General features: G+C 70.5%; 23 protein-coding genes. 7 read left to right on the forward strand and 16 right to left on the reverse strand.

Annotated features, from left to right (window positions below; all coding sequences use genetic code 11):
* Position 1: 1 nt before the first annotated feature.
* Both AC3WQM_RS15495 and AC3WQM_RS15500 read right to left on the reverse strand, forming a co-directional pair.
* On the reverse strand, positions 2-1,150 hold the full coding sequence (locus AC3WQM_RS15495) for an anhydro-N-acetylmuramic acid kinase (protein ID WP_492679908.1): 1,149 nt from the start codon (positions 1,148-1,150) through the stop codon (positions 2-4).
* A gap of 17 nt (positions 1,151-1,167) precedes the next feature.
* Positions 1,168-2,514, reverse strand: coding sequence for a peptidoglycan DD-metalloendopeptidase family protein (locus tag AC3WQM_RS15500; RefSeq protein WP_492679910.1), 1,347 nt, complete (start codon positions 2,512-2,514; stop codon positions 1,168-1,170).
* 161 nt (positions 2,515-2,675) lie between these two features.
* On the opposite strand from AC3WQM_RS15500, the gene tyrS reads away from it, so the two are divergent.
* Positions 2,676-3,908 carry a tyrosine--tRNA ligase gene (gene tyrS, locus AC3WQM_RS15505; protein WP_489062536.1) on the forward strand — a complete coding sequence of 411 codons (1,233 nt, stop codon included), beginning with the start codon at positions 2,676-2,678 and terminating at the stop codon, positions 3,906-3,908.
* Positions 3,909-3,961: 53 nt separating this feature from the next.
* On the opposite strand, the gene AC3WQM_RS15510 is transcribed toward tyrS, so the two are convergent.
* Positions 3,962-4,576: an OmpA family protein gene (locus AC3WQM_RS15510; protein ID WP_489062538.1), complete on the reverse strand. Its 615-nt coding sequence runs from the start codon at positions 4,574-4,576 to the stop codon at positions 3,962-3,964.
* Positions 4,577-4,580: 4 nt separating this feature from the next.
* Positions 4,581-5,066 carry a FecR family protein gene (locus AC3WQM_RS15515; protein WP_492679912.1) on the reverse strand — a complete coding sequence of 162 codons (486 nt, stop codon included), beginning with the start codon at positions 5,064-5,066 and terminating at the stop codon, positions 4,581-4,583.
* 148 nt (positions 5,067-5,214) lie between these two features.
* Between AC3WQM_RS15515 and AC3WQM_RS15520 the strand changes: the two genes are divergently transcribed.
* Both AC3WQM_RS15520 and dtd read left to right on the forward strand, forming a co-directional pair.
* Entirely contained in the window at positions 5,215-6,129 is a 915-nt protein-coding gene (locus AC3WQM_RS15520) for a cation diffusion facilitator family transporter (RefSeq protein ID WP_492679914.1), read from the forward strand.
* Entirely contained in the window at positions 6,126-6,569 is a 444-nt protein-coding gene (dtd, locus tag AC3WQM_RS15525) for a D-aminoacyl-tRNA deacylase (RefSeq protein WP_062479238.1), read from the forward strand. The genes AC3WQM_RS15520 and dtd overlap by 4 nt, the downstream gene beginning before the upstream one ends.
* 6 nt (positions 6,570-6,575) lie before the next feature.
* Here dtd and AC3WQM_RS15530 read toward each other — a convergent pair whose 3' ends face one another.
* The 3 genes from AC3WQM_RS15530 to AC3WQM_RS15540 are packed head-to-tail and all read right to left on the reverse strand — an operon-like array spanning position 6,576 to position 8,589.
* A complete protein-coding gene (locus AC3WQM_RS15530) occupies positions 6,576-7,157 on the reverse strand; it encodes a class I SAM-dependent methyltransferase (RefSeq protein ID WP_492679916.1) in 582 nt (193 codons plus the stop codon).
* Between the two features lie 12 nt (positions 7,158-7,169).
* A complete protein-coding gene (gene ybeY / locus AC3WQM_RS15535) occupies positions 7,170-7,637 on the reverse strand; it encodes an rRNA maturation RNase YbeY (RefSeq protein WP_492679918.1) in 468 nt (155 codons plus the stop codon).
* A gap of 1 nt (position 7,638) precedes the next feature.
* Positions 7,639-8,589: a PhoH family protein gene (locus tag AC3WQM_RS15540; RefSeq protein ID WP_172438305.1), complete on the reverse strand. Its 951-nt coding sequence runs from the start codon at positions 8,587-8,589 to the stop codon at positions 7,639-7,641.
* A gap of 20 nt (positions 8,590-8,609) precedes the next feature.
* Here AC3WQM_RS15540 and ruvA point away from each other — a divergent pair, with 20 nt between their 5' ends.
* The 4 genes from ruvA to AC3WQM_RS15560 all read left to right on the forward strand — a co-directional run bounded on the left by ruvA (position 8,610) and on the right by AC3WQM_RS15560 (position 12,353).
* Positions 8,610-9,182, forward strand: coding sequence for a Holliday junction branch migration protein RuvA (gene ruvA, locus AC3WQM_RS15545; RefSeq protein ID WP_056577514.1), 573 nt, complete (start codon positions 8,610-8,612; stop codon positions 9,180-9,182).
* Between the two features lie 27 nt (positions 9,183-9,209).
* Entirely contained in the window at positions 9,210-9,830 is a 621-nt protein-coding gene (locus AC3WQM_RS15550) for a hypothetical protein (protein ID WP_492679920.1), read from the forward strand.
* Complete coding sequence (locus AC3WQM_RS15555; protein ID WP_492679922.1) at positions 9,827-10,822, forward strand: helix-turn-helix domain-containing protein; 996 nt, start codon at positions 9,827-9,829, stop codon at positions 10,820-10,822. Before AC3WQM_RS15550 ends, AC3WQM_RS15555 begins: the two co-directional genes overlap by 4 nt.
* 124 nt (positions 10,823-10,946) lie before the next feature.
* A complete protein-coding gene (locus AC3WQM_RS15560; protein ID WP_062479257.1) occupies positions 10,947-12,353 on the forward strand; it encodes an aldehyde dehydrogenase family protein in 1,407 nt (468 codons plus the stop codon).
* Positions 12,354-12,387: 34 nt separating this feature from the next.
* On the opposite strand, the gene AC3WQM_RS15565 is transcribed toward AC3WQM_RS15560, so the two are convergent.
* The 9 genes from AC3WQM_RS15565 to AC3WQM_RS15605 form a co-directional block, all read right to left on the reverse strand.
* Positions 12,388-13,539, reverse strand: a complete 1,152-nt coding sequence (locus AC3WQM_RS15565; RefSeq protein ID WP_492679924.1) for a serine hydrolase domain-containing protein — start codon at positions 13,537-13,539, stop codon at positions 12,388-12,390.
* Positions 13,536-15,845: a primary-amine oxidase gene (gene tynA, locus AC3WQM_RS15570; protein WP_492679926.1), complete on the reverse strand. Its 2,310-nt coding sequence runs from the start codon at positions 15,843-15,845 to the stop codon at positions 13,536-13,538. Before tynA ends, AC3WQM_RS15565 begins: the two co-directional genes overlap by 4 nt.
* Before the next feature lie 69 nt (positions 15,846-15,914).
* On the reverse strand, positions 15,915-16,877 hold the full coding sequence (locus AC3WQM_RS15575) for a helix-turn-helix domain-containing protein (protein ID WP_489062549.1): 963 nt from the start codon (positions 16,875-16,877) through the stop codon (positions 15,915-15,917).
* A 126-nt stretch (positions 16,878-17,003) separates the two neighbouring features.
* Entirely contained in the window at positions 17,004-17,999 is a 996-nt protein-coding gene (locus tag AC3WQM_RS15580; RefSeq protein WP_492679928.1) for a Bug family tripartite tricarboxylate transporter substrate binding protein, read from the reverse strand.
* A gap of 25 nt (positions 18,000-18,024) precedes the next feature.
* Complete coding sequence (locus AC3WQM_RS15585; protein ID WP_492679930.1) at positions 18,025-19,299, reverse strand: alkyl sulfatase dimerization domain-containing protein; 1,275 nt, start codon at positions 19,297-19,299, stop codon at positions 18,025-18,027.
* On the reverse strand, positions 19,296-20,630 hold the full coding sequence (locus AC3WQM_RS15590; RefSeq protein ID WP_492679932.1) for a DUF1254 domain-containing protein: 1,335 nt from the start codon (positions 20,628-20,630) through the stop codon (positions 19,296-19,298). Before AC3WQM_RS15590 ends, AC3WQM_RS15585 begins: the two co-directional genes overlap by 4 nt.
* Before the next feature lie 5 nt (positions 20,631-20,635).
* Entirely contained in the window at positions 20,636-22,027 is a 1,392-nt protein-coding gene (locus AC3WQM_RS15595) for a DUF1254 domain-containing protein (RefSeq protein WP_492679934.1), read from the reverse strand.
* A 46-nt stretch (positions 22,028-22,073) separates the two neighbouring features.
* Positions 22,074-23,072, reverse strand: coding sequence for a Bug family tripartite tricarboxylate transporter substrate binding protein (locus tag AC3WQM_RS15600; protein WP_159272817.1), 999 nt, complete (start codon positions 23,070-23,072; stop codon positions 22,074-22,076).
* A 29-nt stretch (positions 23,073-23,101) separates the two neighbouring features.
* Positions 23,102-25,213: an acetate--CoA ligase family protein gene (locus AC3WQM_RS15605; protein WP_492679936.1), complete on the reverse strand. Its 2,112-nt coding sequence runs from the start codon at positions 25,211-25,213 to the stop codon at positions 23,102-23,104.
* Positions 25,214-25,222 lie beyond the last annotated feature (9 nt).

Below are 25,222 nucleotides of genomic sequence, written 5' to 3' on the forward strand. Positions count from 1 at the left end.
TTCAGGCGGGGTAGATCGCCCCGAGCACCCGCGCCCCGCGCGCGCCGGTCACGCTCGCGAGGTTGCCGGGTTCGCGCCGCACGGTGCGCCGAGCCAGCCATGCGAAGGCGGCCGCCTCGACCTGCTGGGGCGGCAGGCCGTGTTCCGACGACGCCTGCACCTGCACGCCGGGCAGCAGGGCGCGCAGGCGGCCCATGAGGTGGTCGTTGAGTGCGCCGCCGCCGCAGACGATCAGCAAGGCGCTCTCTTTTTGATAGCTGACCAAGGCCGCCGCGCAGGTGCTCGCGGTCAGCTCGGCCAGCGTGGCCTGCACATCGGCAGGCGCCCACGCGGCCGTACCCAGATGGCCCGCAAGCCAGTCCGGATGGAATAAATCGCGCCCCGTGCTCTTCGGCGGCGCCTTGGCGAAATACGGTTCGGCCTGCAGCCGGGCCAGCAGCTCGGGCAGCACACGCCCGCTCGCGGCCCACTGGCCGCTCCGGTCGAAGGGCTGGCCGAGGTGGCGCTGGCACCAGTGGTCCATCAGCGCGTTGGCGGGGCCGCAATCGAAGCCCAGCAGGGGCGCGGTGCCTGCCGGCGCGTTCTTGGCGGGCAGCAGGCTCAGGTTGGAGATGCCGCCGAGGTTCAGCACGGCGACGGGCGCGTCGGGCCGGGCGAACAGCGCCCGGTGAAAGGCCGGCACCAGCGGGGCGCCCTGGCCGCCGGCCGCGAGGTCGCGGCTGCGGAAGTCGGCGACCACGTCGATGCCGCACAGCTCGGCCAGCAGCGAGGGGTTGTTGACCTGCAGCGTGTAGCCCGTGCCGTCGAATTCGAGCGGCCGGTGGCGCACGGTCTGGCCGTGGGCGCCGATGGCGGTGACGGCGCTGGGTGCCGTGCCGGTGCTGGCCAGCAGCTGCGCGACCACGTCGGCATACGCCCGCGCCAGGCCGTTGCCGGCCAGGGCTGCGCGGTGCAGTTCGTTGTCGCCGGGGGTGTTGAGCGCCATCAGCTCGGCGCGCAGCGGGGCGGGAAAGTCGGCGCTGGCGTGGCCGATCACCGCGAGGTGGCCGTCGTCGGAGAAATCGGCAATGACGCCGTCGACCCCGTCGAGCGAGGTGCCCGACATCAGGCCGATGAAGCGTTGCTGCGGCTGCTGCGGTGCGGCGGCCATGCCTTGGGGAGCGAGGCTCAGTCGGCGCTGGCCTGGATCACCGAGAAGGCGGCGGCCAGCTCGGTGCGGGCGCCCACGGCGATGCGTTCGAAGGCCGGACGCATGGCGGCGGTGATCGGTGCGCCGCCTTCCTGCGCGATCGTGGTCGGGTCCTGGTAGGCCCCGGCGACGCGGTATTCGAAGTGCAGGTGCGGGCCGGTGGCCCAGCCGGTCGAACCGACGGCGCCGATGGTCTGGCCCTGGCTCACGCTCTCGCCGGCCTTCACGTTGATGCGGCTCAGGTGGGCGTAGGCCGTCTGCTGGTTGTTGCGGTGGTTGATGATGACGATGTTGCCGTAGCCGCTTTGCGTGCCGGCGAAATCGACCGTGCCATCACCGACCGTGCGCACTGCGGTGCCCGTGGGCGCCGCGTAGTCGATGCCGTTGTGCTGGCGCCAGCTGTTCAGGATCGGGTGCATGCGCATCGCGAAACCGCTGGACACGCGCGAGAACTCGACCGGCGTGGCCAAGTAGGCCTTGCGCAGGCTGTCGCCGTTCGGGCGGTAGTAGCTGCCCTTCTGGCCCGCGCCCGGGGGCTGGAACCAGACCGCCTGGTGGACCTTGCCGTTGTTCTCGAACTCGGCCGAGAGCACGCGGCCGCTGCGCAGCGCCTGGCCGTCGGCTTCGAAGGTCTCGTAGACCACGGCGAAGCGGTCGCCCTTGCGCAGTGAGCGCACGTCGACGTCGCCCGCGAAGATGTCGGCCAGCTGGCTGGCCACGGCGTCGGGAATGCGCGAGTCGTCGGTGGCGGCGAACAGCGAGCTGCGGATGGTGCCGCTGGCCAGGCGCGTGCCCGGCGTCAGCATGTCGCGCTCGGTGCGGGCCACGAAGCCGGTGGGCGTGCGCTCGACGACGAAACGCTTGAAGCCGCCGTCGGCGTCGGGAATCCAGCGGGCGCTGAGCTTCTGGAGCTGGTTTTCCTGCGTGGCTTCGGCCGTCACGGTGCGGCCCACGCGCGCGAACAGCGCCATGCGCGCTTCGGCGTTGCCGCGCACGAAGGCGGTGGCGGCGGGGTCGGAAATGCCCAGGCGCTTCATCAGCGTGTCGGCCGTGTCGCTCGAACGCGAGACGTCGGTGCGGAACAGCGTGAAGCTGAAGTTCTCGAGCGACGCCGACTGGTCGGCGAAAGACACCGGCGCGGTGGCTTCGAGCACTTGCTGGATGGGGAGGTCGGACGCGTCGGGACCGAGCGAGGCGACCGCGAGGGTGCCGGCGCTGAGCAGCATCGCAGCGATCGCTGCGGTGATCTGCTTGGGGTACGTCCGGAATGTGTAGGCCACGCGGGAAGCGAGAAGCTCCTCGGCGGCGAGAATGCCGTTGATCAAACTGTGGATTCCAACTCAGGTTCTGCAGGTCCGTGCTGCAAGGCCCAGTGCGGTCAGGGCGGCAGGAGACGGTGCGGAAAAAAAGCGCCGCTTAGAATCCGGCGCTTGAAAAGTCGGGCTGAGTATAGCTTCGGCCACCGGAAAAACCGCCAAAAAAGCCCATGAACGCCGAATCTGTTACATCCACCAGCCTCTCCGATGGTGTAAGACAAGCCCTCGAAATCTCCCTCCGTGGCGCTGACGAGCTGCTGCCGCAGGACGAGTGGGTCAAGAAGCTCCAGAAGGCGGAAACCAGCGGCAAGCCGCTGCGCATCAAGCTGGGCCTGGACCCGACCGCACCGGATATTCATATCGGACACACGGTGGTGCTCAACAAGATGCGCCAGCTCCAGGACCTGGGGCACCGCGTGATCTTCCTGATCGGCGACTTCACTTCCCTGATCGGCGACCCCTCGGGCCGCAACAGCACCCGCCCGCCGCTCACGGCCGAGCAGATCCGCGCCAACGCCGAGACCTACTTCGCCCAGGCCAAGCTGGTGCTGGACGAGTCGAAGACCGAGATCCGCTACAACTCCGAGTGGAGCGACCCGCTGGGCGCGCGCGGCATGATCCAGCTGGCGGCCAAGTACACGGTGGCGCGCATGATGGAGCGCGACGACTTCAACAAGCGCTTCAAGGCCGGCCAGTCGATCTCGGTGCACGAGTTCCTGTACCCGCTGATGCAGGGCTACGACTCGGTGGCGCTCGAAAGTGACCTCGAACTGGGCGGCACGGACCAGAAGTTCAACCTGCTCGTCGGTCGTCACCTCCAGCAGGAATACGGCCAGGAGCCGCAGTGCATACTTACTATGCCGCTGCTCGAAGGGCTCGACGGCGTCGAGAAGATGTCCAAGAGCAAAGGCAACTACATCGGCATCAGCGAAGACGCCAACAGCATGTTCGCCAAGGTGCTGTCGATCTCCGACACGCTGATGTGGCGCTGGTACACGCTGCTGAGCTTCCAGTCGGTGGCGCAGATCGAGGCGCTGAAGGCCGAGATCGCGGCCGGCCGCAACCCGAAGGACGCCAAGGTGGCGCTGGCCAAGGAAATCACCGCGCGCTTCCACAGCGCGGCGGCGGCCGATGCGGCGGAGCAGGACTTCATCAACCGCAGCAAGGGCGGCGTGCCCGACGAGATTCCCGAGGTGGCGCTCGGCGGCGCTCCGCTGGGCATCGGCCAGCTGCTCAAGCAGGCCAACCTGGCGTCGTCGTCCGGGGAGGGCAACCGCCTGATCGACGGCGGCGGCGTGCGCATCGATTCGGTCGTGGTGTCCGACAAGGGCCTGAAACTGCCCGCGGGCAGTTATGTGGTGCAGGTCGGCAAGCGCAAGTTTGCGCGGGTGACCCTGAGCTGATCGACAAAAAAGGCCCCTCGGGGCCTTTTTCAATGGGAGTCAGCGTGTGGGGGTCAGCGGACCTCGATGGTCACGCGCCGGTTGCGGGGCTCGTCGACCTCGTCGGCGGTCGGCACGGCCAGGTCGCGTTCGCCGCGGCCCACGGCCTCGATGCGGGCGGCCGGGAACTGGCGCTCCACGAAGAGCTGGGCCACTTCCTGTGCGCGGCGGCGCGACAGCTGGTCGTTCTGCTCGCCGGCACCCTTGGTGTCGGTGTGGCCGGTCACCACGATGTCGCCGCCGCTGCGGGCCAGCGCGGCGGTCAATGCCTCGGTCATGATCTGCTGCGACGCCGCCGTCAGCGTGGTGGTGCCCACTTCGAAGAACACCGTGTAGCGCTGCGGAAGCGGCGGGCGCATGTCGAACAGGGGCTTGTTCTCGGCCTGGACCTTGGCCGCGTCGGCCTGGTCGATCACCGGTGCGCCGCTCGCGCCTACGGCGGCCGTGGCGCGCTGGTAGGGCTTGGAGAGCACTTCTTCGCCGTCCTTGGCGCGCACCACCACGGCGGAGGGTGTGCCGTCAGCCTGGGGCAGCAGCACCACGCGCGTGCCCGGCGAGGAGCAGGCGGCCAGGAGCAGGGCGACCGTGGTCGCGAGAAGAAGGGAGGAGCGGCGTAACAGTGTCTGCATCTTTTCAGGGTTGGCCGTCGGTCTGCACGATGAAGTCCGTGCCCCGAATGCCGATGGTGGCGGTCTGGGTTTCGACGCGCACGGCGTCGGGGTTGGTCTTGCCGATGAGGCCGGTGATCATGCGCATCGAGCCGCGCAGCAGCGACACCAGCATGCCGCCGTCGCGGGTGGTGCCGTCGAAGTGGAATTCCTTGAGGTCCATGCGCGAGGACGGGCCGACCATCAGCGTGGTGTTGTCGCGCAGCACGACGGCGGCGGAAGAGTCGGGACCGGTCACGATGCGATCGACCGCGCCCAGCGCGTCGCCGGGGGCCGCGTTGCGCGTGGCGCCGGCGGCGTCGAGCAACTGGACGCTGCCGCGCACCGTCTTCACGAACCCGGCCTGCGGGGGCGTGGCCGGGGCTGCCGCAGCGGGTGCCTGGGCCTGGGCCAGGGTGGCGGCGCCGACGATGGCGAGCCCGAGGGCGGCGGTCAAAAATTTCTTCATCATTTGCCTCTCTGTGACTGATTGCTTCGCAATGAGCGCAAATATTAAGCCGAAGGCGTTACATATGGTCACGCGGCTGATAATTCAGTCGATTCCTGCGACGTAATGCCCGCGCGCAGAGGCCCTTTTTACCTGATCTTGTTCTTTCTGCATGACGTTGACCCCTAAAACGCTGCTTCGCGTCTCCGTCGCGGTGGCCCTGCTCACCATCCTCCTGAAGGGATGGGCCGGCTACCTGACGAACTCGATGGGCCTGATTTCGGACGCGATGGAGTCCTGCGTCAACCTCGCCAGCGCCATGTTCGCGCTGGCGATGGTCACCATCGCCGAGCGCCCGGCCGACGAGGACCACCCCTACGGCCACCACAAGGCCGAGTACTTCTCGTCCGGCTTCGAGGGCCTGCTGATCGTGGCCGCCGCCATCGCCATCCTGTGGGTGTCGGTGCTGCGGTTGATGGCGCCGCAGCCGCTCGAGCAGCTGGGCTGGGGCCTGGCGCTGTCGGTGATCAGCTCGGGCTTCAACGCGGCGCTGGCGTTCGTGCTGTTCCGCGCGGCGCGCGCGCACCGCTCCATTGCGCTGGAGGCCGACGGGCGCCACCTGATGACCGACGTCTGGACCTCGGTCGGCGTGCTGGTCGGCATCGTGGCCGTGCATTTCAGCGGCTGGCTCTGGCTCGACCCGCTGATCGCCATCGGCGTGGCGCTCAACATCGTGCGCGAGGGCTTCAAGCTCGTGTGGCGCTCGTCGCAGGGCCTGATGGACGAGGCGCTCGACGCCGAGACGCTCGCCACCGTGCGCGCCACGCTCGACGCCTTCGCCGCCAACCATGCCGAGGGCGACCGGCTGCGCTTCGACGACATGGTGACGCGCGGCGCCGGCCAGCGCCGCTTTGCCGACCTGCACATGCACGTGCCCGGCGACTGGACCCTGCAGCGCGCCGCCCACCTGCGCGACGAGCTGGAGCAGGCGCTCATGGACGCCGTGCCCGGCCTGCGCGTGACCATCCAGCTGCTGCCGCTCACCATGGAAGCGCGCGCCACCCGACTCGAGGACCACCATTCATGAAAGCCGTGCTCCAGCGCGTCGCCCACGCCCGCGTCGACATCGCGGGCCAGACCGTCGGCGCCATCGAGGCCGGCCTGCTGGTGCTGCTGTGCGCCGAACGCGGCGACGGCGACAGCGTGGCCGACCGCCTGCTCGCCAAGATCCTCAAGCTGCGCATCTTCTCGGACGAGGCCGGCAAGATGAACCGCAGCGTGCAGGACATCGGCGGCGGCCTGCTGGTCGTGAGCCAGTTCACGCTGGCCGCCGACGTGAGCGGCGGCAACCGTCCCAGCTTCACGCTCGCGGCGCCGCCCGACGAGGGCCGCCGGCTCTACGAGTACTTCGTGGCGCAGGCGCGCGGCGCGCACCCGGTGGTGGCGACGGGCGAATTCGGCGCCGACATGCAGGTGCACCTGCTGAACGACGGGCCGGTCACGATCCCGCTGCAGATGACGGCGTAGGCCGGATCACCGCTTCCCACGCCACCTTCGGCGCGTCGTAGCGCAGCACGCGCACCTCCTCGAGGTGCTGCAGCTGCCAACCATCTGCAAACAGCCGCTCGACCGCGGCGCGGTCGAAGAAGCGCTTGGGGATGCCTCCGCCACGTAGAAGAAATCTTCGTCCCGCCCGCTGGCCGACGGGCCGCGCGCGCCGTGGTGCAGGTCGTTGACCGAGTTGAGGCGGCACAACAGCACGCCGCCGGGCCGCAGCACGCGGTGGATGCGCCGCACCAGCGCCAGCGTCTCGTCCCACGCGAAGTAGTGCAGCGACAGGCTCGCGAGCACGGCGCCGACCGTGGCGCCCTCCGCCAGCGGCCACGCCTCGCGGAAATCGCCGCAGTGGAACTCGGCCCATGCCGGCACGCGTTGCCGCGCCTGCGCCAGCGCGTCGGACGACAGCTCGACCGCCACCACCCGCAAGCCGGCCTCGACCAGCGTGGCGGTGTCGCGACCGGCCGCACAGCCCAGTTCAAGCACCGGCCCGTCGCCGGCACATGCGCGCAGCAGCGGCAGCCAGCGCGGCAGCCAGGGATCGGTGTCCGACGCCATCGCGGCCTGCGCTCAGCGCCCGTACGGGCTGCGGATGCCCAGGCCCGCGAGGATCTCGACTTCGTACGCTTCCATCTCGTCCGCGTCGGCTTCGCTGGTCTCGTGGTCCCAGCCCTGCGCGTGCAGCGTGCCGTGCACCAGCAGGTGCGCGTAGTGCGCGGCGAGCGTCTTGCGGTTTTCCTTGGCCTCGCGTGCCACCACAGGCGCGCACAGCACCAGGTCGGCCATCACGACCGGGCCTTGCGCATAGTCGAAGGTGAGCACGTTGGTGGCGTAGTCCTTGCCGCGGAACTCGCGGTTCAGGCGCTGGCCCTCGTCGGCATCGACGATGCGCACCGTGATCTCGCCGTCGATGTCCAGCGCGTGGCGAATCCAGCGGTTCACGCTGTGGCGCGGCAGCGCGGCGCGGTGGCGCTCCACGCCCTTGAAGCGCCCGAACTGCAGCGACAGCGACAGGGCCGGAAGCAACGAGGCCGCCATCTCAGTGGCCTCCCGAGCGCTTGCGCTGCCCGTCGTAGGCATCGACGATCTTCGCCACCAGCGGGTGGCGCACCACGTCGGCGCTCGTGAAGTGCGTGGTCGCAATGCCGGCCACGCGCTTGAGCACGCGCTCGGCGTCGATCAGGCCGCTGAGCTGTTGCTTGGGCAGGTCGATCTGGCTCACGTCGCCCGTCACCACCGCCTTGGCGCCGAAGCCGATGCGCGTGAGGAACATCTTCATCTGCTCCACCGAGGTGTTCTGCGCCTCGTCGAGGATCACGAAGGCGTTGTTCAGCGTGCGTCCGCGCATGAAGGCCAGCGGCGCAATCTCGAGCACGTTGCGCTCGAAGGCCTTCTGCACCTTCTCGTAGCCCATGAGGTCGTACAGCGCGTCGTACAGAGGGCGCAGGTAGGGGTCGACCTTCTGCGTCAGGTCGCCCGGCAGAAAGCCCAGGCGCTCGCCCGCTTCGACGGCCGGGCGTGTGAGCACGATGCGCTGCACTGCCGCGCGCTCCAGCGCATCGACCGCGCAGGCCACCGCCAGGTAGGTCTTGCCGGTGCCGGCCGGGCCGATGCCGAAGGTGATGTCGTGCTTGGCGATGTTGTCCAGGTACAGCGCCTGCGTGGGCGTGCGCGCGCGCAGGTCGGCGCGGCGCGTGACGAGCATGGCCGCGTCCTCGTCGCTCATCGAGCCGTCGCCGGCCAGCGTGAGCTGCACCACGGCCGGGTCGATGGCGCGCTGGGCGATCTCGTACAGCGCCTGCAGCACCTCCATGGCGCGCTGCGCCGGGGCCTTGGGGCCGTCGACCTTGAACTGCTCGTGGCGGTGCGCGATCTTCACGCCCAGGGCGTCCTCGATGCGGCGCAGGTGCGCATCCAGCGGGCCGCACAGGTGGCCGAGGCGCGAATTGTTCAGGGGGGTAAAGGTGTGTCGCAGAATCACGCCGGACATTTCAAGGAAAAAGGGCACCCATGATAGGCAAACTGACCGGCACGCTCGCAGAGCGCAACCCCCCGCAGGTGGTGGTGGACTGCAACGGCGTCGGCTACGAGGTCGACGTGCCGATGAGCACGTTCTACAACCTGCCCAACGTCGGCGCGAAGGTGTCGCTGCTCACGCACTTCGTCGTGCGCGAGGACGCGCAGATTCTCTACGGCTTCGGCACCGCCGAGGAGCGCGCGGCCTTCCGCCAGCTCATCAAGATCACCGGCGTGGGCCCGCGCACCGCGCTGGGCCTGCTCTCGGGCATGAGCGTGGGCGAGCTGGCGCAGGCCATCACCACGCAGGAGCTGGGCCGGCTCGTGAAGATCCCGGGCATCGGCAAGAAGACGGCCGAGCGGCTGCTGCTGGAGCTCAAGGGCAAGCTGGGCGCCGACATCGGCCTGCCGGCGCATGCCGCGTCCGACGCGCAGGCCGACATCCTGCAGGCGCTGGTGGCGCTGGGCTACAGCGACAAGGAGGCCGCGCTGGCGCTGAAGGCGCTGCCGAAGGACGCGAGCGTGAGCGACGGCATCAAGATGGCACTGAAAGCCCTGGCGAAGTAACCGCAGGCCACCGAAGGCAGGCACGACATGCCGAACTGCGACTTCTACGCCACGCCCGAAGACCATGAGGGCCTGCTCACGTGGCTGCTGGCCGAGGGCAGCTGCGAGGTCCATGAACTGGGCTCCGACTTCGGCCAGCCCCTGAAACGCTTCCATTCGGCCGCCGAGGTGCTGGCGCAGTTCGAGCGGCGCTACCCCAATGGGAGGAAGTGGCGCGCTGTGCACTTGCAGCTCTACGTGCTGGGGGCCGGGCCGCCCTTCGTGCCTCGTCGCGTGGCGCTCGACCCGAAGGCCTGCGATGGCGCCACCTTTCGCTACAGCGCCGACGGCTGGGGCCTGGTGCAGCTGTACCTGAGCGCGCTGTCCGAGGGCGACGCGCGGCTCGAAGACTCTCACACCAACCACAACACGCTCAAGCGTGCCCAGGCCTGGTCGGGCACGGTGAGCGAGATGGGCGACGTCGGCGCCTGGGACTTCGGCAAGATCACCGCCTTCTCGTCGCGCCTGAACCGCGAGATCCGCAAGCAGGGCGTGGCAAAGGTCGGCAGCCGCGCCATACTGCCGGGCGCACTCAAGCTGTGGAAGTCCGGGGTGGCCCTGGGCCCCTGGAAGCCCGGCGAACATGCGTTGCAAGGAGACACCTCGTGAGCGCTTCCTCTTTCGCCCCCCTGTCTGCAAGCATGACCGGCGGCCCATTGACGCCGCGGATGCGTGCCGAGATGCCGTTCGAGCTCGTCGGCCCGCGCCTGCAGGCCGTGTGCGGCAACTTCACCCCCGTGCCCATGCCGCGCCAGCAGACCGTCTCGGGCGGCATCGAGGTGCGGCGCGCCGGCGGGGTCGACGTGGCGCTCATCGGCCAGAACCTGCAGCGCGTGCACCGCGACGCGCAGGCCATCCGGCGCGACGACCGCGAACATTTCTTCCTCGTGTTCCAGGACCATGGCGGCGCGCTCATGTGCCAGGGCGCGCAGCAGATCGCGGTGCAGGCCGGCGACATCGTGCTGATCGATTCGGCGCGGCCCTCGGAGTTCGTCTACGACGGCGCCAGCTCGCAGCAGGTGTCGGTGCACCTGCCGCGCGCCGACATGCTCGCGCGTTTCGGCCCCACGCTGCAGGGCGGCGTGTGCGTGCGGCGCGGCGACGCGCTGGGCTTCGCGATGCGCGCCATCCTCGCGCGCCTGCTCGACAGCGGACAGTCCGACGACGCGCACCTGGTCGAGGCCTTTCTTGGTGTGTTCGGCTCGGTGCTGGTCGAGCGTGCGCGGCAGGCGCCCGCGCTGCTGTCGCGCAACGCCGGCGAGGGCGTGCTGCGCCGCGCGATGGACCACGTGGCACTGCAGTTCCACGACCCGGCCTTCCACGCGGGCGAACTGGCGCGGCACCTGGGCGTGTCGCCGCGGCTGCTGCAGCGGGCCTTCGAGGCGCTGGGCGTGTCGCCGAGCCGCCACATCCTCGACACGCGGCTGGCGGCGGCGCGCGCCGCGCTCGACGCGGCGGCCCGGCAGGGCGGCCCCGCGCCGGCCATCGCGGTGGTCGCCTACGACTGCGGCTTCAACGACCTGTCGTTCTTCTACCGCGAGTTCCGCAAGCGCTACGGCGTGCCGCCGGGGCGCCTGGCGCTTGGACCCCTGACGCACTGACTGACGCCTGAGTCCATTCGCTGACGCCTGGCTCCAAGACGCCGGCCCCTGCTTTTCCTACATTGGCCTGGCGCGCCCGCCCTGCGGCGGCGCGCGCCAGCGTCAACCCAACCAGGACAAAGCAATGCAAGAGACAAGAATGACGATCGGCGGTCGCGCGGTGCCAGGCACGGCCTCCTTCGAAGTGCGCAACCCCGCCAACGGCCAGGTGATCGGCACGGCGCCGAACGGTTCGCGCGACGACCTCGCCGCCGCCGTGGCCGCCGCGCAAAAAGCCTTCACGAGCTGGTCGCGCAAGTCCGACGACGAACTGGCCGCCGCCTGCCGCGCCGTCACCGAGAAGATCGGCGCACACGCCGAAGAGCTGGCGCGCCTGCTCACGCTGGAGCAGGGCAAGCCGCTCAACGGCCTGGGGTCGCGCTGGGAGCTGGGCGGCGCCGCGGCCTGGGCCGGCGCCACCGCGGCGCTGTCGCTGCCGCCGCGCGTGCTGCAGGACAACGCGCAGGGCCACGTCGAAATCTTCCGCAAGCCCGTGGGCGTGGTCGGCTCGATCACGCCGTGGAACTTCCCCGTGCTGATCGCCGTGTGGCACGTGCTGCCGGCGCTGCGCACGGGCAACACGGTCGTCATCAAGCCCTCGCCCTACACGCCGCTGGCCACGCTGCGCTTTGTCGAGCTGCTCAACGAGGTGCTGCCCGAAGGCGTCGTCAACAGCGTGAGCTGCGACGACCGCACGTCGAACCTCGGCGCCGACATGGCGAGCGACCCCGTCATCCGCAAGATCGTGTTCACCGGCTCCTGCGCCACCGGCAAGAAGGTGATGCAGTCGGCCGCCAGCACCATGAAGCGGCTCACGCTCGAACTCGGCGGCAACGACGCCGGCATCGTGCTGCCCGACGCCGACCCCAAGGCCATCGCCGAAGGCCTGTTCTGGGGCGCGTTCCTCAACAACGGCCAGACCTGCGCGGCCATGAAGCGCCTGTACGTGCACGCCAGCATCCACGACGAGGTGTGCGAGCACCTCGCGGCCTTTGCGAAGCAGGTGCCGATGGGCGACGGCATGGACGAGAAGAACGTGCTCGGCCCGGTGCAGAACCGCATGCAGTTCGACAAGGTCGCGCGGCTCGTGGCCGACGCGAAAAAGAAGGGCCAGGTGCTCACCGGCGGCGAGCCGGGCGAGGGCCTGTTCTTCCCCGCGACCATCGTCGCGGGCCTGAAGAACGGCGATGCGCTGGTCGACGAAGAACAGTTCGGGCCCGCGTTGCCCGTCATCCGCTACACCGATGTCGAAGAGGCCATTCGCGCCGCCAACGACAGCGAGAACGGCCTCGGCGGTTCCGTGTGGTCCAAGGACATCGAGCACGCCAAGCGCATCGCGTCGCGCCTGGAGTGCGGCTCGGTGTGGATCAACAAGCACGGCGCCATCCAGCCCAACGCGCCTTTCGGCGGCGTGAAGGGCTCGGGGCTCGGCGTGGAGTTCGCGGAAGAAGGGCTGAAGGAGTACACCGACGCGCAGGTGATCTTCTCCTGACGCGTTGCAGAGCGTGGCGTGCGCCACGCTCTGTTCAGGTGCGCAGCGCGGTGGTCAATGCGCCGAGCAGCGCATCGGTCTCGACCAGGCTCGGCGGATGGATCGGCGCCGGCCAGGTGCTGTGGATCGCGACCACGAGCCGTTCCTTCGGGTGGATGTAGACCTGCTGGCCGAAGATGCCGAGCGCGGCGAACAGGCCGCCGTCGAGTTCGGGCAGCGCTTTCTCGCCGGTCGGGAAGGTCCACCACTGGTAGCCGTACCCCATCGGTTCGAAGCCCGCGAGCGTGCCGGGCGCGAGGTGGCTGGCCGCGTCGACGCGCGTGGCATCGGCCACCCAGCCGTCGGGCAGCACCTGCCGGCCGCCGGCCATGCCGCCGCCGAGCACGAACAGGCCGAAGCGCCCGAAGTCGCGCAGCGTGGCGTTCACGCCGCTGCCGGTGAACTCTTGCCCATCGACCGCATCGAGCTGCCAGTAGGCGTCGGCCTCCATGCCGAAGGGCGCCCAGATCTTTTCCGAGAGGTAGTCGCTGATCGGCCGGCGGATCGCGCTGGCCAGGATCTCGCCGACCAGGCAGGTCTCGCCGGTGCTGTAGTTGAAGCGCGTGCCGGCCGGCGCCACGCGCGGGCGCTGTGCCATGAACTTCAACACCGCGCCCTTCTCGCGCGTGAGCTGCACGCGCATCAGCTGGCGCCGGTCGGAGCCGGCGTCGAGGTAGTCCTCGTTCCAGGCCACGCCGGAGCTCATCTGCAGCACCTGCTTCACCGTCACGTCGTCATACGCCGAGCCACTCAATGCGGGCAGGTAGCGCACGACCGGGTCGTCGAGGCTGGCGATGTGGCCATCTTTCACGGCCGCGCCGACCAGCGTGGAGGTCAGCGACTTCGCGACCGAGAACGACAGCCACTTCGTCGCCGCGTCGTTGCCCATGGCGTAGCGCTCGAGCACGACATGGCCGTCCTTGATCACCAGCAGCCCGGCCGTGTGGTTGCGCGCCATGAACTCGCTGATGCCGAAGCGCTGCACGTCGACCGGCGTGCCTTCGGGCAGCGGATGCACCTGCGTGCCGCGCCGGATCGCGCGCGTCGCATAGAGCCGGTCCATCTGGCGGTAGGTCGGCGCCTGCAGCGCGGGCGCCAGCGTCATCAGGTCTTCGTAGCGGCCGATGGCCTCGTCGGACGCACTCATTTCGCAGCAGGCCGGTTCAGCCCCAGCGTCGGCGTCTCGTCGAAGAAGTTCCAGGGCTTGAGCAGCGCATGCACCCACTCGGTGGGCATGATCGGCCACTCCTCGGCGCGCGCGACGTGCGTGGTGCCGGTGGTGAGCCACACCACGTTGTCGGTGTTCACGATCTCCTGGTTGTCGGCCGTGAACTGGCCCAGGCCCGTGTCCTTGTTGGAGCGGTTCGGGTACTTGCCTTCGGGGAACAGCTCCTCGGGGTCGTAGCGCGTCACCCAGAGCTGGCGGTCCATGAAGCTCAGGCGGTGGTTGATCCACTCGTCCTTCGCGAAGTTCGCGCCCTTGGCAATCGGGTGCGTGCCGCCCGCGTACGGAATGAGCTGGTATGACACCGGGTTGCCGACCTTGTTGTTGCGCGACGGGTTGCTCAGCAGGCGGATGGTCGACGGGTCGAACTTCTGCGCCGCCTCCTGCTCGGTGCGCACCGTGCGCTGCACCGTCTGCATGGTGCTGGTGCGCGGGCCGCCGCGCGTGTTGGGCAGCACCACGGGGTCGACCTCGGTGAGCGTGTTCTGCTCGCCGTCCACGTCCAGGTCGAGGCGGAAGTTGTAGATGTGCTGGTGCGTGGTGCCGACGATGTGGTGGTCCAGCAGCGTGCCGTAGCGCGTGTCCTCGGCGGCCGTGGGGTCCTGCATGGTGCGCGACTTCACACCCTTCACGGCCTCGATGCCGGTGGCGCCGGCGTGGATGCCGATGGTGCCGTTCTCGGCGAAGACCCAGTCGAACAGGTAGTCGTAGTTGCCCACCGTGCTGATCCAGCGCACCACCAGCTCGCGCCGCTCGGTGCTGATGTTGGGCTTGCCCATTTCCTGGTGCTTGAACTCGGGGTCGGCATAGCGCTCGAAGACGGCGATGGCGCGCGGCACCTTGGTGGGCGCGCCGGTGTAGTCGGCCAGCGTGGCGTCCAGCAGCACGGCGTTCTGCGGCGCGTCCTTGTTCGGCTCGATGGGCGAGGTGAGCGTGCCCATGCCGTACTCGCCCGAGTCGAGGTAGGCCTTGAAGTACCAGCCGGTGTCGGGGTCGCCGTAGGGCACGATCATGCCGCCCAGCGAACCTTCGTACATCACCTTGCGCTTCGTGCCCTTGTCGTTGTACGTGACGGTAGAGAGCACCAGGCCCACGCGCGAGTCGAGCCGCACGTGGAAGTCCCAGTTGCGCCAGTGCATCGTGTGGCCGGTGATCGTGTAGTTCTTGCCCTCGGGCTCGGTGATCTCCAGCGGCTTGGGCGCGGGCGTGGCCGCGCGGTCGCGCCCGTCGTAGGGCGTGGGCTTGAGCGGCACGGGCACCAGGCCGCCGTCCTCGATCTTGATGACCTTCTTCTGCTCCAGGTCGACCACCGCCACCAGGCCCTCGATGGGGTGCGCCCAGTAGTTGCCGTCGCCCACGTCCAGGTAGCTCACCACCTTCAGCAGGCGGTCTTCCTGGCGCAGCGAGTCCTTGCCGTCGAAGTAGCCCACGGTGAGCGGCGTGGCCACCACCTTCTTCACGTCGGCGATGCCGCGCGTGGCGAGGGCCTTGGCGTAGTCGGGGCTGGCCTCGATGGCACTCTGCACGCTGGCGAAGTCGTCCAGCAGCACCATGCCGTGTGCGCCCTCGATCGGCTTCCATGCGGTGAGCGTGCGCGCCGCGAGATCGACCGTGCCCTCGATCACCTTCTTGCCGTCCAGCGCCACGAAGGCCGCCTGGCGCGGCGCGCGCACGGGCTGGCCGGTGAGCGCGAAGTTCCAGACCTCGTCCTTGGGCGGGCGCTTCACGCTGATCTCGGTGAAGCGCAGGCCGGCCTTGTGGCGCCCCGAGGCCTTGAGCACCTCGAGCGTGGCCTGGATCTCGGCTTCGGTCAGCGGGTTCAGCGGGTTGGGCACGCGCTCGACCACGAAGGTCTTGTCCAGGCTGGACTGGAACACCTGGTTCACGAAATCGTGCGGCACGTAGGCCGCGCCCTTGCGCATGACGACGGGCACGTCCAGCTGCATCGGCTGGCCGTTGACCAGCGCCGTCTTCGAGCCCGGCTTCAAGCGCACCAGCGTGCCGTTGCGCGCCACGGTGAACACGTTGGCAAAGCTGTCCCAGCGCAGCGTGCCGCCGAAGTCTTCCACCGTCTTCTTCAGCGGCACCATGTGGGCCGCGCCGCCGTGGGCCCGGGCCGGCTCAGTGCTCAGGGGGCCGAGGGCGAGCGCCAGGGCAGAGGCCAGGGCGGTGCCCAGGAGACGCCGTGCGGCGCCGCGGCCGGGCGTTCGGTGGTAGCTGCTGCGCATGGCTGCATCCTTCTTCGCGTGTGGTGGTGGACAACCGCGAAGGTAAGAGCGCCGCCGGCGCGGGCGTTATCAAGATTTGGCAAACCACCGCGCGCGCGTGGCGGACGGCAGCTCGCCGAACAGGCGCGCGTAGTCGATGGCAAAGCGCGACAGGTGCCAGAAGCCCCAGCGCGCGGCGATGTCGCCGATGGTGTCGTCGCGGCAGGCCTGCATCTCGCAGCGCACGCGGTTCAGGCGCATCACGCGCAGGTAGGTGACGGGGCTCAGGTGCAGCACGTCCTCGAAGGCGTACTGCAGCGAGCGGCGCGACACGCCGGTGGCCGCGCACAGGTCGGGCACGCTGATGGGCTCGTCGGCGTGCGCCTGCATGTACTCGCGCGCCTTGGCCACGATGTGGCGGCGCGCCGCCGAACTGGCGGGCAGCCGGGCCTCGAAGGCCTCGGAGCCCATGCACTGCAGCACCGCGTCGGCCAGCGACAGCGACAGCATGTGGCGCGCGGCCGGCTGCTCCAGCTGCGCGAGGTTGTCGCGCGCCAGCGACAGGGCGGCGCCCAGCAGGCGGGTGAAGGCGGTTTCGTCGAAACCGGGGTGCTGCACCGGCGCGGGCGCCGGCATGCGCAGCGCGAAGTCGGGGCCGAACAGGGTGGTGGCCAGCTTCGCCAGCGGTTCGGTGTCGACGCACACGGCCATCAAGTCCATGCCGGCGCCGGCCAGCAGCTCGAACTCGCGCTGCGGCGACAGCGCGATGAGCCGCCGCCCGTCCAGGTCATGGCCGCAGTACCAGCTGCCCGGGGCCGTCACGTCGATCACGGCCAGGCACAGGGCGCCTGGGCGGCCGTGGCCGTGCTGCAGCACCGTCTGGTTGGCGTGTTCGTGGAACACCTGCACGAAATCCAGGTGCAGGTCTTCGGACAGCCCCTCGAAGCGGCCGTTCGACAGCTGCTCGTAGTGCTGCTTCCAGGTGCCCACGCCCGAGGCTTGGGCCTGGGCTTCGGCGGTGAGTTGTCGGCTGAAGTGAAGAAGCTCGGTCATGGTGCGCGGTGGCGCAGTTGCCATCGCCCCACCGATGAGCAGAAACCGTGCCTGTCACGGCGCAGTGTGTGGGAAGCGCCGCCGGCCGACCATGTTGCTTACCCTTGGTCAGGGCCGCTCAGGCGGTCATTCGAGCGTCAGCCCGATGTCCTTCACCAGCGCGCCCCAGTCGCGCAGGTCGCTGCGGATGGTGGCGGTGAACTGCTCGGGCGTGTTTTGCGGCAGGTCGTTGAAGTTCAGCTCGTACATGCGGCGCACCACCGCGGGGTCGCGCAGCACCTGGTTCACGGCTTCGTTGAGCTTCTTCACGATCGCCGGCGGCGTCTTGGCCGGCGCCATCAGGCCGTACCAGGCGTAGGTGGTGAAGGGGTAGCCGCTCTCGGTCATGGTCGGCACGTCGGGCAGCATCGGGATGCGCGAGGGGCCGCTGTTGGCCAGCGCCCGGATGCGGCCGGCGCGCACGATCTCCACGGTCGAGGAGATGTCGGCGAAGGCCGCATCGACCTGGCCGCCCACGAGGTCCTGCACGCAGGGGCCGCTGCCCTTGTAGGGCACGTGCGTCATCACGAGGCCGGCCTGCTTCTTCAGGCTTTCCATCGCCAGGTGGCCGCCCGAGCCGTTGCCCCATGAGCAGTAGCTGAGCTTGTCGGGCCGCGCCTTGGCGTAGGCGACGAACTCCTGGATCGTCTTCACCGGCAGGTCCTTGCGCACCAGCAGCAGGTTGCCGCCACGCCCGACCTGGGCGACGGGCATGAAGTCCTTCAGCGGGTCGTAGGGCAGCTTCTTGTAGAGGCTGGGGTTCACCACCATCGTCGCGGCGTAGGTGAACAGCAGCCGGTAGCCGTCGGGCGTGGAGCGCGCCACCACCTCGCTGCCGAGGATGCCGTTGGCGCCCGGGCGGTTGTCGACCACGAAGGGCTGCTTCAGGATCTTGCCGAGGCCGTCGCCGATGATCCGCGCCATGGTGTCGGTGCCGCCGGCCGGTGCGGTGGGCACGACCAGCGTCACGGGCTTGTCGGGGTAGCTGCTGTCGCCCTGCGCGTGGCTGGCAACGGCCAGCGTGGCCAGGGAACAGGCGACCAGCATGCGCAGGCCGAAGCGGAATGGTGTTGTCGTTGTCATGGTCCGTGTCTCCGATGGAAAGGCCTCAGCGGATGCCGAAGCGCGCCTGCGTGCCTTGTTCGATCATGTCCGCGCCCACGCGATACAGGTTGCGCGAGACGTAACTGGGCACTTCGCGTGCCCGCTCGCGCAGCCATTCGGCCTTGAGCGAGCGCGCCTCGGCGATCTCGGGCGCGTCGCCCTCGGCGGTGGCCAGCAGGTCGATCACGTGCAGCGCGAGCTGCCACTGCTTGTTTGCTGCCAGCGCACGTGCCTGGTCGATCACGCCGCGCTTGTCGGTGATGGCGTCGGCCACCGCGCGGCCGATGGCCTCGGGCGCGGCCGGGTGCAGCGAGGTCGGGTTGCGGTCCCACCAGCCGTTCTCCGAGCGGTAGATGTCGCGCACGATGTAGCCCGGATCGCCGTAGGTGGGCTTCATCCACTCGACCGCGAACAGCTCGTCGGGGAAGCGGATGCGCGCCAGGATGTCGCGCTCGTTGAGCCCTTCGTTCATGAGCCGCACCACCTCGGCGCGCACCCAGCGCAGCGCGCGGGCCGTGTGCACGAGCACGTGCTGCACCTGGTCTTCGCCCTCGAGCGTGGCGCCGAATTCGCGCACCGCCTTGCGCGGCTTCAATGCCGCCAGCGCCTCCAGCGTGTCGGCCCAGCGCACCGTGTCGCGCATCGTGCGAAAGGGCGTGCCGATGTTGGGAATGGAGTCGATCAGCGCCGCACCGCCGTACAGCACGCGCTGCGCCGGGCTCCACAGCGCGATCGCGTCGTCGGTTTCCGAGGGCGCCCAGCGCAGCTCGATGCGGCGCTCGCCGCTGCCGATCTGCAGCACGTCGTCGAAGGTCTCGGTGGGCGGGTGCGTCACCAGCCGGTGGTCGAAGAAGCCGGCGGGGCGGTTGAACTGGATCTCGGCCATGCGGTGCTGCAGCGCCAGCGTCTCGCGGTAGCGCGCCAGGCGGCGCGGCACGTTGCGGTGCGCAATGATGCGCGGCGGCGCATCGCCGCGCGCGGCGGCATGGGCCAGCCACATCGGCACGCCGGCGTTGTAGCCGATGTGGCCGTGGCTGAAGCACAGCGCATGCACCGGCGCGTCGCTGAGCTGGCGCAGCGCGTCGATCATGCCCTGCGTCACCGAGCCGCCCGGGCCGGCGTCGATCACGACCAGGCCCACGTTGGTCTCGGCCACGAACGATTGGCCCTGCCCGCGCAGGATGTGCAGGCCCGGCGCGACGGTCTCGGTGCCGGTGCCGACGATGAGGAAGGGCTTTTCTTCTTCTGTGGCTTTGGGTTTTTCAGCGGTGGCGCTCATGCGGAATCCTTGGTGACGGTGAGGGGCGGCAGCTGGTAGCGGCCGTCGAGCAGTTCGGCGCGCGGCACGTAGGCGCGCAGGCACAGGTAGAAGCTGCCTTCGGGGGCCGGCAGCCAGTTCGCGCGCGCGGCCTCGCCTTCGGGCGGTGCGTGCTGGATGTGCAGCGTGAGCCCGCCGTCCGCATCGCGCCGCAGCCCCGGCGTGCGGTCGCCGACGGCGTAGCGGTCGATCGGGTTGTCGACCAGCATGTAGTCGCGCGTGTCGTACATCGTGAGCGACCAGAAGGCGTCGACCGGCGGCAGCGCGTCGGGCGCGAAGCGCAGCGTGTAGCGGCGCTGGCCGGTGAGCGCTTCGCTCGTGGCGTCGTGCCAGGCCATCGGGTAGGTGGCCTCGCGGCTTTCGAGCATGCCGATGTACTTGAGCGCGATCAGCGCGCGTGCCAGGTGGTCGTCGCCGAAGGAACCTTCCACCAGCGGCATCTGCACCCAGCCCGAGGCCGTGGTGCGGCCCGACTGCGCTTCGCGCAGCCGGGGCAGCACGGTGTCGAGCGCGGCCTGCAGCGCGGCGCGCTGGCCGTCGTCGAGTGGGCCCGCGCCAGGCCCGATCCCGAGCGCCGCATGGCGCGCAAGCTGCGCCGCATCACCGGCCGGCGGCGCGTTGTCGCGCAGCGCCGCATTCACCTGCGCGGCGAAGTGCGCGGCGGTGAGCGGCGCCTTCGGGTCGCAGGCCGGATCGAAGGCGCGCGGCACCGAGGCGCGGCCGGCTTCCCAGTCGGCCAGCGTGCGCACGAGAAAGCCGTCCTGCAGCGCGTTGACGGCCGGCACGTCCTGTGGGCCGTCGACCAGCAGGCGCCCGATGATCCACAGCCAGCGCGTGGGCGCCTCGATGCGCGCGCCCGGCGCGTCGAAGGCCGCGGGCAGCGTGCCGCGCCATCCCGGCGGCGTGACCACGAAGGCGCGCGCCGCCGTGCCCGTGAGGCGCTGCCCCAGGTGCGCGAAGGGGTTGGTGAAGAAGTCGAGCAGGCCCAGCACGTAGTAACGGCCGGCGGTGTCGGGCACGTCGATCACGAGCGGGCCCTCGCCCAGGTCGAGCCAGGCGTTGGTGTAGAGCGTGTCGTTGTTCGGCGTGACGACGCGGCTCTTGCCCGCGCCCAGCAGCTGGCGCGCGTGCGTGAACACGTTGCACCAGCGCAGCGGCTTGGGCGCCTCGCCGGCGGCGTCGGTGCGCTGCGGCGAGGTGGCCGCGCGCATGCGGCACATCTCGTACAGCGGGTAGGCGTAGACCACGGCCTCTTCGGCCAGGGCGTGAAGGGTGTCGGTGTGCGGCTGCATCGTGCTCAGCCCTGTTGTGCCTGCAGCGCCGGGATGCGCCAGCCCTGCACGCCTTCGCGCGGGTAGTACATGCGCAGGATCAGGTAGAAGCGCCCGGCTGGCGCAGGCAGCCAGTTGGCGGCGTCGGCGGGGCGCGCGTGGCTCACCACCAGCTCGAGGCTGCCGTCGGCGTTGCGCTTCAGCCCGGGCGTGCGGTCGCCGATGGCGTGGCGGCGGATGTCGTTGGGGTAGAGGAAGCGGTCGGTGTCGTACAGCGTGACCGACCAGAAGGCGTCCGCGGGCGGCATGTCGCCGGCCTCGAAGCGCATCGTGTAGCGGCGCTGGCCGTCCAGCGGCTCCTGCGTGGCGTCGTGGTGCGCGGCGGCGTACACCGCCTCGCTGGTGGCCAGCGCGCCCAGGCCCAGGTAGGCGGTGCGTGCGCGGCCGAGGAACTCGTTGCCGTAGCGGCCGGTGGCCGGCGTCATCGACCAGGGCTTGGGCCGGCGGTTGCGGCCTACCGCGCCCACCAGCTGCACGCCCTCGGCGAAGCCTTCGATGAGGCCTTCGCGCAGCGGTGCTTCGAGTGCGTCCCACGAGAACGCGGCATTCGCCAGCAGCCCGCCCTGGCCGAACCACGCCACGAGGCCGCGGTCTTCCACGCGGCCCGGCGCCTCGGCCAGCGCATGGCACACGTTGGTGAAGAAGCGCGGCGCCACTTGCGCGGCCGGCTCGCCGTGCTCGAAGGCGGCGGCCATGGCGTCCTCGTGCGGGCCGGCCCACTGTTCGATGGCGGCCGGGCGGCCCTGCAGCACGGTGCCGGGCGCGGGTGTCAGCTGGATCTCCGACTGCAGCGCGCGCGCGGCCGGCCAGTCGCTTTCATCACCCACCAGGATGCGGCCGATGAGCCAGACCAGGTCGGTCGGGCAGCGCACCACGCGGTGGGCGGCGGCGAGCGATGCCGGCACCGTGCCGCCGGGGCCCACGAGCACCACCGTCTCGCCCTCGGGGTTGCAGTTGCGCGGGCCCAGGTTCTCGAAGTTCTCGGTGTAGGCGTCGTACAGCGGCAGCACGAAGTAGCGCCCCGGGTGCCGTGCCGACGCAGGCACGGTCAGCAGCATTGGCCCGCGCGCCAGATGCAGCCAGGCCATGGTGTAGAGCAGGTCGTTGGCAGGCGTGACCACGTCGCGGTCTTCGTGGGTGGACGGGCGCGGCGCGTGGTGCAGCGTGTTCAGCGGCGCGCGCACGTCGGAGCCGGCCGAGGCGCCGCTGCGGCGTTCGGCGCGCGGCGCGGTCTGCAGGGCGCAGGTGCGGTAGGTCTCGGTGAGCGGATAGCCGTAGACGAAGGCGGCCAGGCCGATGGAGCGGGCGAGCGCCTTGCGGGCGGCGGCGATGTCGGGTACGGGAGCGGGAGCGTTCATGGGAGAGACCTCGGGGTTCGGAAAAAAAGGGAGAGGGGAAGGCGGTTCAGTCGAGCTTCACGCCCGTGGCCTGCGTGAGCTTCAGCGTCACGGGCAGGAAAGCCTTGTAGGCCGCGGCGGCCTCGGGCGGCAGGTTGCCCACGGGCTCGGCGCCGAGCTCCTCGATGCGCCGGCTCACCTCGGGCTGGCGCACCACCGCGCTGACCTCGCGGCCCAGGCGCTCGACGATGGCGTCGGGCGTCTTGGCCGGCGCCATCAGCGAGGTCGGGCCGGTCATGGCGTAGACCTCGTCGGCATAGCCCTGCTCGGCGAAGGTGGGTACGTCGGGCAACGCGCGGGCGCGCCGGGGGCCGGCCACGGCCAGCGGACGCAGCTTGCCGGCCTTGATGTACGGCTGCAGCGTGGTGACCGAGCCCACGGTCATCTGGATCACGCCGCCGATCAGGTCGATCGCCATCGGGCTCTCGCCCTTGTAGGGCACGTGCATCGTCTGCAGGCCGTAGGCCTTGTCCATGTACACCTGCACCTGGTGCGGCTGCGTGCCCGGGCCCCACGAGCCCATCGAATACTTGCCGGGCGCGGCCTTGGCGGCGGCGATCAGGCTCTTGAAGTCGGTCGCCGGCACCGAAGGGTGCACCGCCAGCACGGTGCGCGTGGTGGCGATGTCCGACACCATGCGCAGGTCGGTGCGCGGGTCGTAGGGCAGCTTGCTGTAGAGCACCAGGTTCGCCGTGACGGGCCCCGGCACCGTGAGCAGCAGCGTGTGGCCGTCGGGCGGGCTCTTGGCGACGTAGTCGGTGCCGATGATGCCGCCCGCGCCGCTGCGGTTCTCGACCACCACCGGCTGGCCCAGCCGCTTGGACAACCCCTCGGCCACGAGCCGCGCGAGGATGTCGGTCGAGCCGCCCGCCTGGTACTGCACGATGATGCGCACGGGCTTGGAGGGGAAGGGCGCCTCCGTGGCTGCCGCCGCGCCGGCCGCGAGCACCAGTGCCGCGCCCAGGCCGAGCGCGCGCGAAAGGCCGTTCTTCGATGTCGTCGTCATGCGATGTCTCCGGTGGTTGTTGTTGTGCTTCAGGGCGCGCGGCCGACGACCAGCGCGTCGACCGCCACGCAGCCGCCCTCGGCCCGCGGGCGTGCGATCAGCGGGTTGATCTCGGCGCTGTCGAGCGAGTCGCCTGCGCGCTGCGCGAAGTCGGCCAGCGCGCACAGCGCGTCGGCGATCGAACCGAGGTCGACCGGCGGCCGGCCGCGCGCGCCGTTCAGGATCGCGAAGGCGCGCAGCTCGCGCACCATGGCCAGCGCGTCGTCGCGCGCGATCGGCAGTGCGCGCAGCGACACGTCGCGCAGCGTCTCGACGTGGATGCCGCCCAGGCCGAACATCAGCACCGGCCCGAACACCGGGTCGCGGTGCACGCCCGCGATGCATTCGACGCCGCCGCTCAGCATGCGCGCCACCAAGGCGCCGTCGAGCCGCGCCTCGGGCCGTGCGGTGCGCGCGAGGTCGCGCGTGCGCTCGAAGGCCGCGCGCGCCTGCGCCGCGCCGCGCAGCCCGAGCGCCACGCCGCCGACGTCCGACTTGTGCGGGATGTCGGCGCTGACGATCTTCACCACCACCGCCTCGCCGAGCGCCTCGGCGGCGGCTGCGGCTTCGTCGGCGCTGCGCACCACGCGGTGCGCGACCACCGGCACGCCGGCGTCGGCCAGCAGCGCGAGCGCGTCGGGCTCGGACAGGGTGCCGGGCGCGAGCGTCAACGGCACCCGGGTCGTCGCAGGCGCCGCAGCCACCGCCGCCGCAGGCTTCAGCCCCGCCAGCGCGGCGATCGTGCGGATGCCGTCCGACGGGTCGGCGAACACCAGGCAGCGCATGGCCTCGAGTTCGGCGCGGCGTTCCGGCGTCAGCAGCGTGCTCACCGCCAGCAGCGTGTCGGGATAGGCCTCGCGCAGCGAGCTCACCAACGAGCGCAGCACCGGCCAGAACGCGTCCGACGCGCCCGCGGCGGCCAGGAAGCCCATCCACGACGCGAAGCCCTGGTCGTCCAGCATCACGCGCGCCGTGCGACCGATCAGCGTCATGTCGTTGGTGACCTGGCCCGTGATGTCGACCGGGTTGCGCGGCGCCGCGAAGGGCACCCAGCGGCGCAGTGTGTCCTGCGCGGCCTCGCTCAGCGGCCGGGCGTCGAGGCCCTGGGCCGAGGCCTCGTCGGCCATCAGCGCGCCGACGCCGCCCGAGAGCGTGAACAGGCCGATCGAGCGGTCGCGCGGGCGGCCCGCCACGGCCGCGCTGTGGGCCAGGTCGAAGAACTCCGTGAGGTTGCGCGCGCGCAGCACGCCGTACTGGCGGAACACGGCGTCGTACACCGCGTCGTCGCCCGCCAGCGCGGCGGTGTGCGAGGCCGCGGCCTCGGCGCCCAGCGCGGTGCGCCCGACCTTGACCATCACCACCGGCTTGCCGTTGGCCTGCGCCAGGGCCAGCGCGGCGCGCAGGCGGGGGCCGTCGCGGCAGCCTTCCATGTAGGCCATGATCACGTCGGTGTCGGGGTCCTGCGCGAGCCAGGCCAGGCAGTCGGCGACCTGCACGTCGGCCTCGTTGCCGGTGGTGGCCCACAGCGACAGGCCGACGCCGCGTGCCCGCGCCATCGCGTAGGCATAGGCGCCGAACGCGCCCGACTGGCTCACCAGCCCGATGCGCCCGGGCATCACGCGGCCCACGCCGGGCGCCGGCGAGAAGGTGGCGTACACGTGGCGCGCGATGTTCATGAAGCCCAGGCAGTTGGGGCCGACCAGCCGTACGCCCGCGGCACGCGCCTTGTCGCCCAGCCGCGCCTGCGCCGCCGCGCCCTCGGCGCCCACTTCGGCGAAGCCCGAGGAGAACAGCACCACGCCCTTCACGCCCGCCGCGATGGCGTCGTCGAGTGCGCCGTCGACCAGCGCCGACGGCACCGCGAGGATGGCCAGGTCCACCGGCTGGCCGATGGCGCGCAGGCTCGGGAAGGCGGGCAGGTCCTGGATGCGGTCGGCGTTCGGGTTGACCGGGTAGAGCGCGCCCTCGAAGCCGAAGCGGCGCTGGTAGTCGACGGGAATGCCGCCGATCTTCTGCGCGTTGGACGAGGCGCCGACCACCGCGATGGCGCGCGGCGCGAACAGCGCCGAGAGGGATTCGGCTTGCGAAGAGAAGAAGTCCATGGGCATGGC

Source organism: Variovorax sp. FW301-JW7 (genome assembly GCF_058788795.1).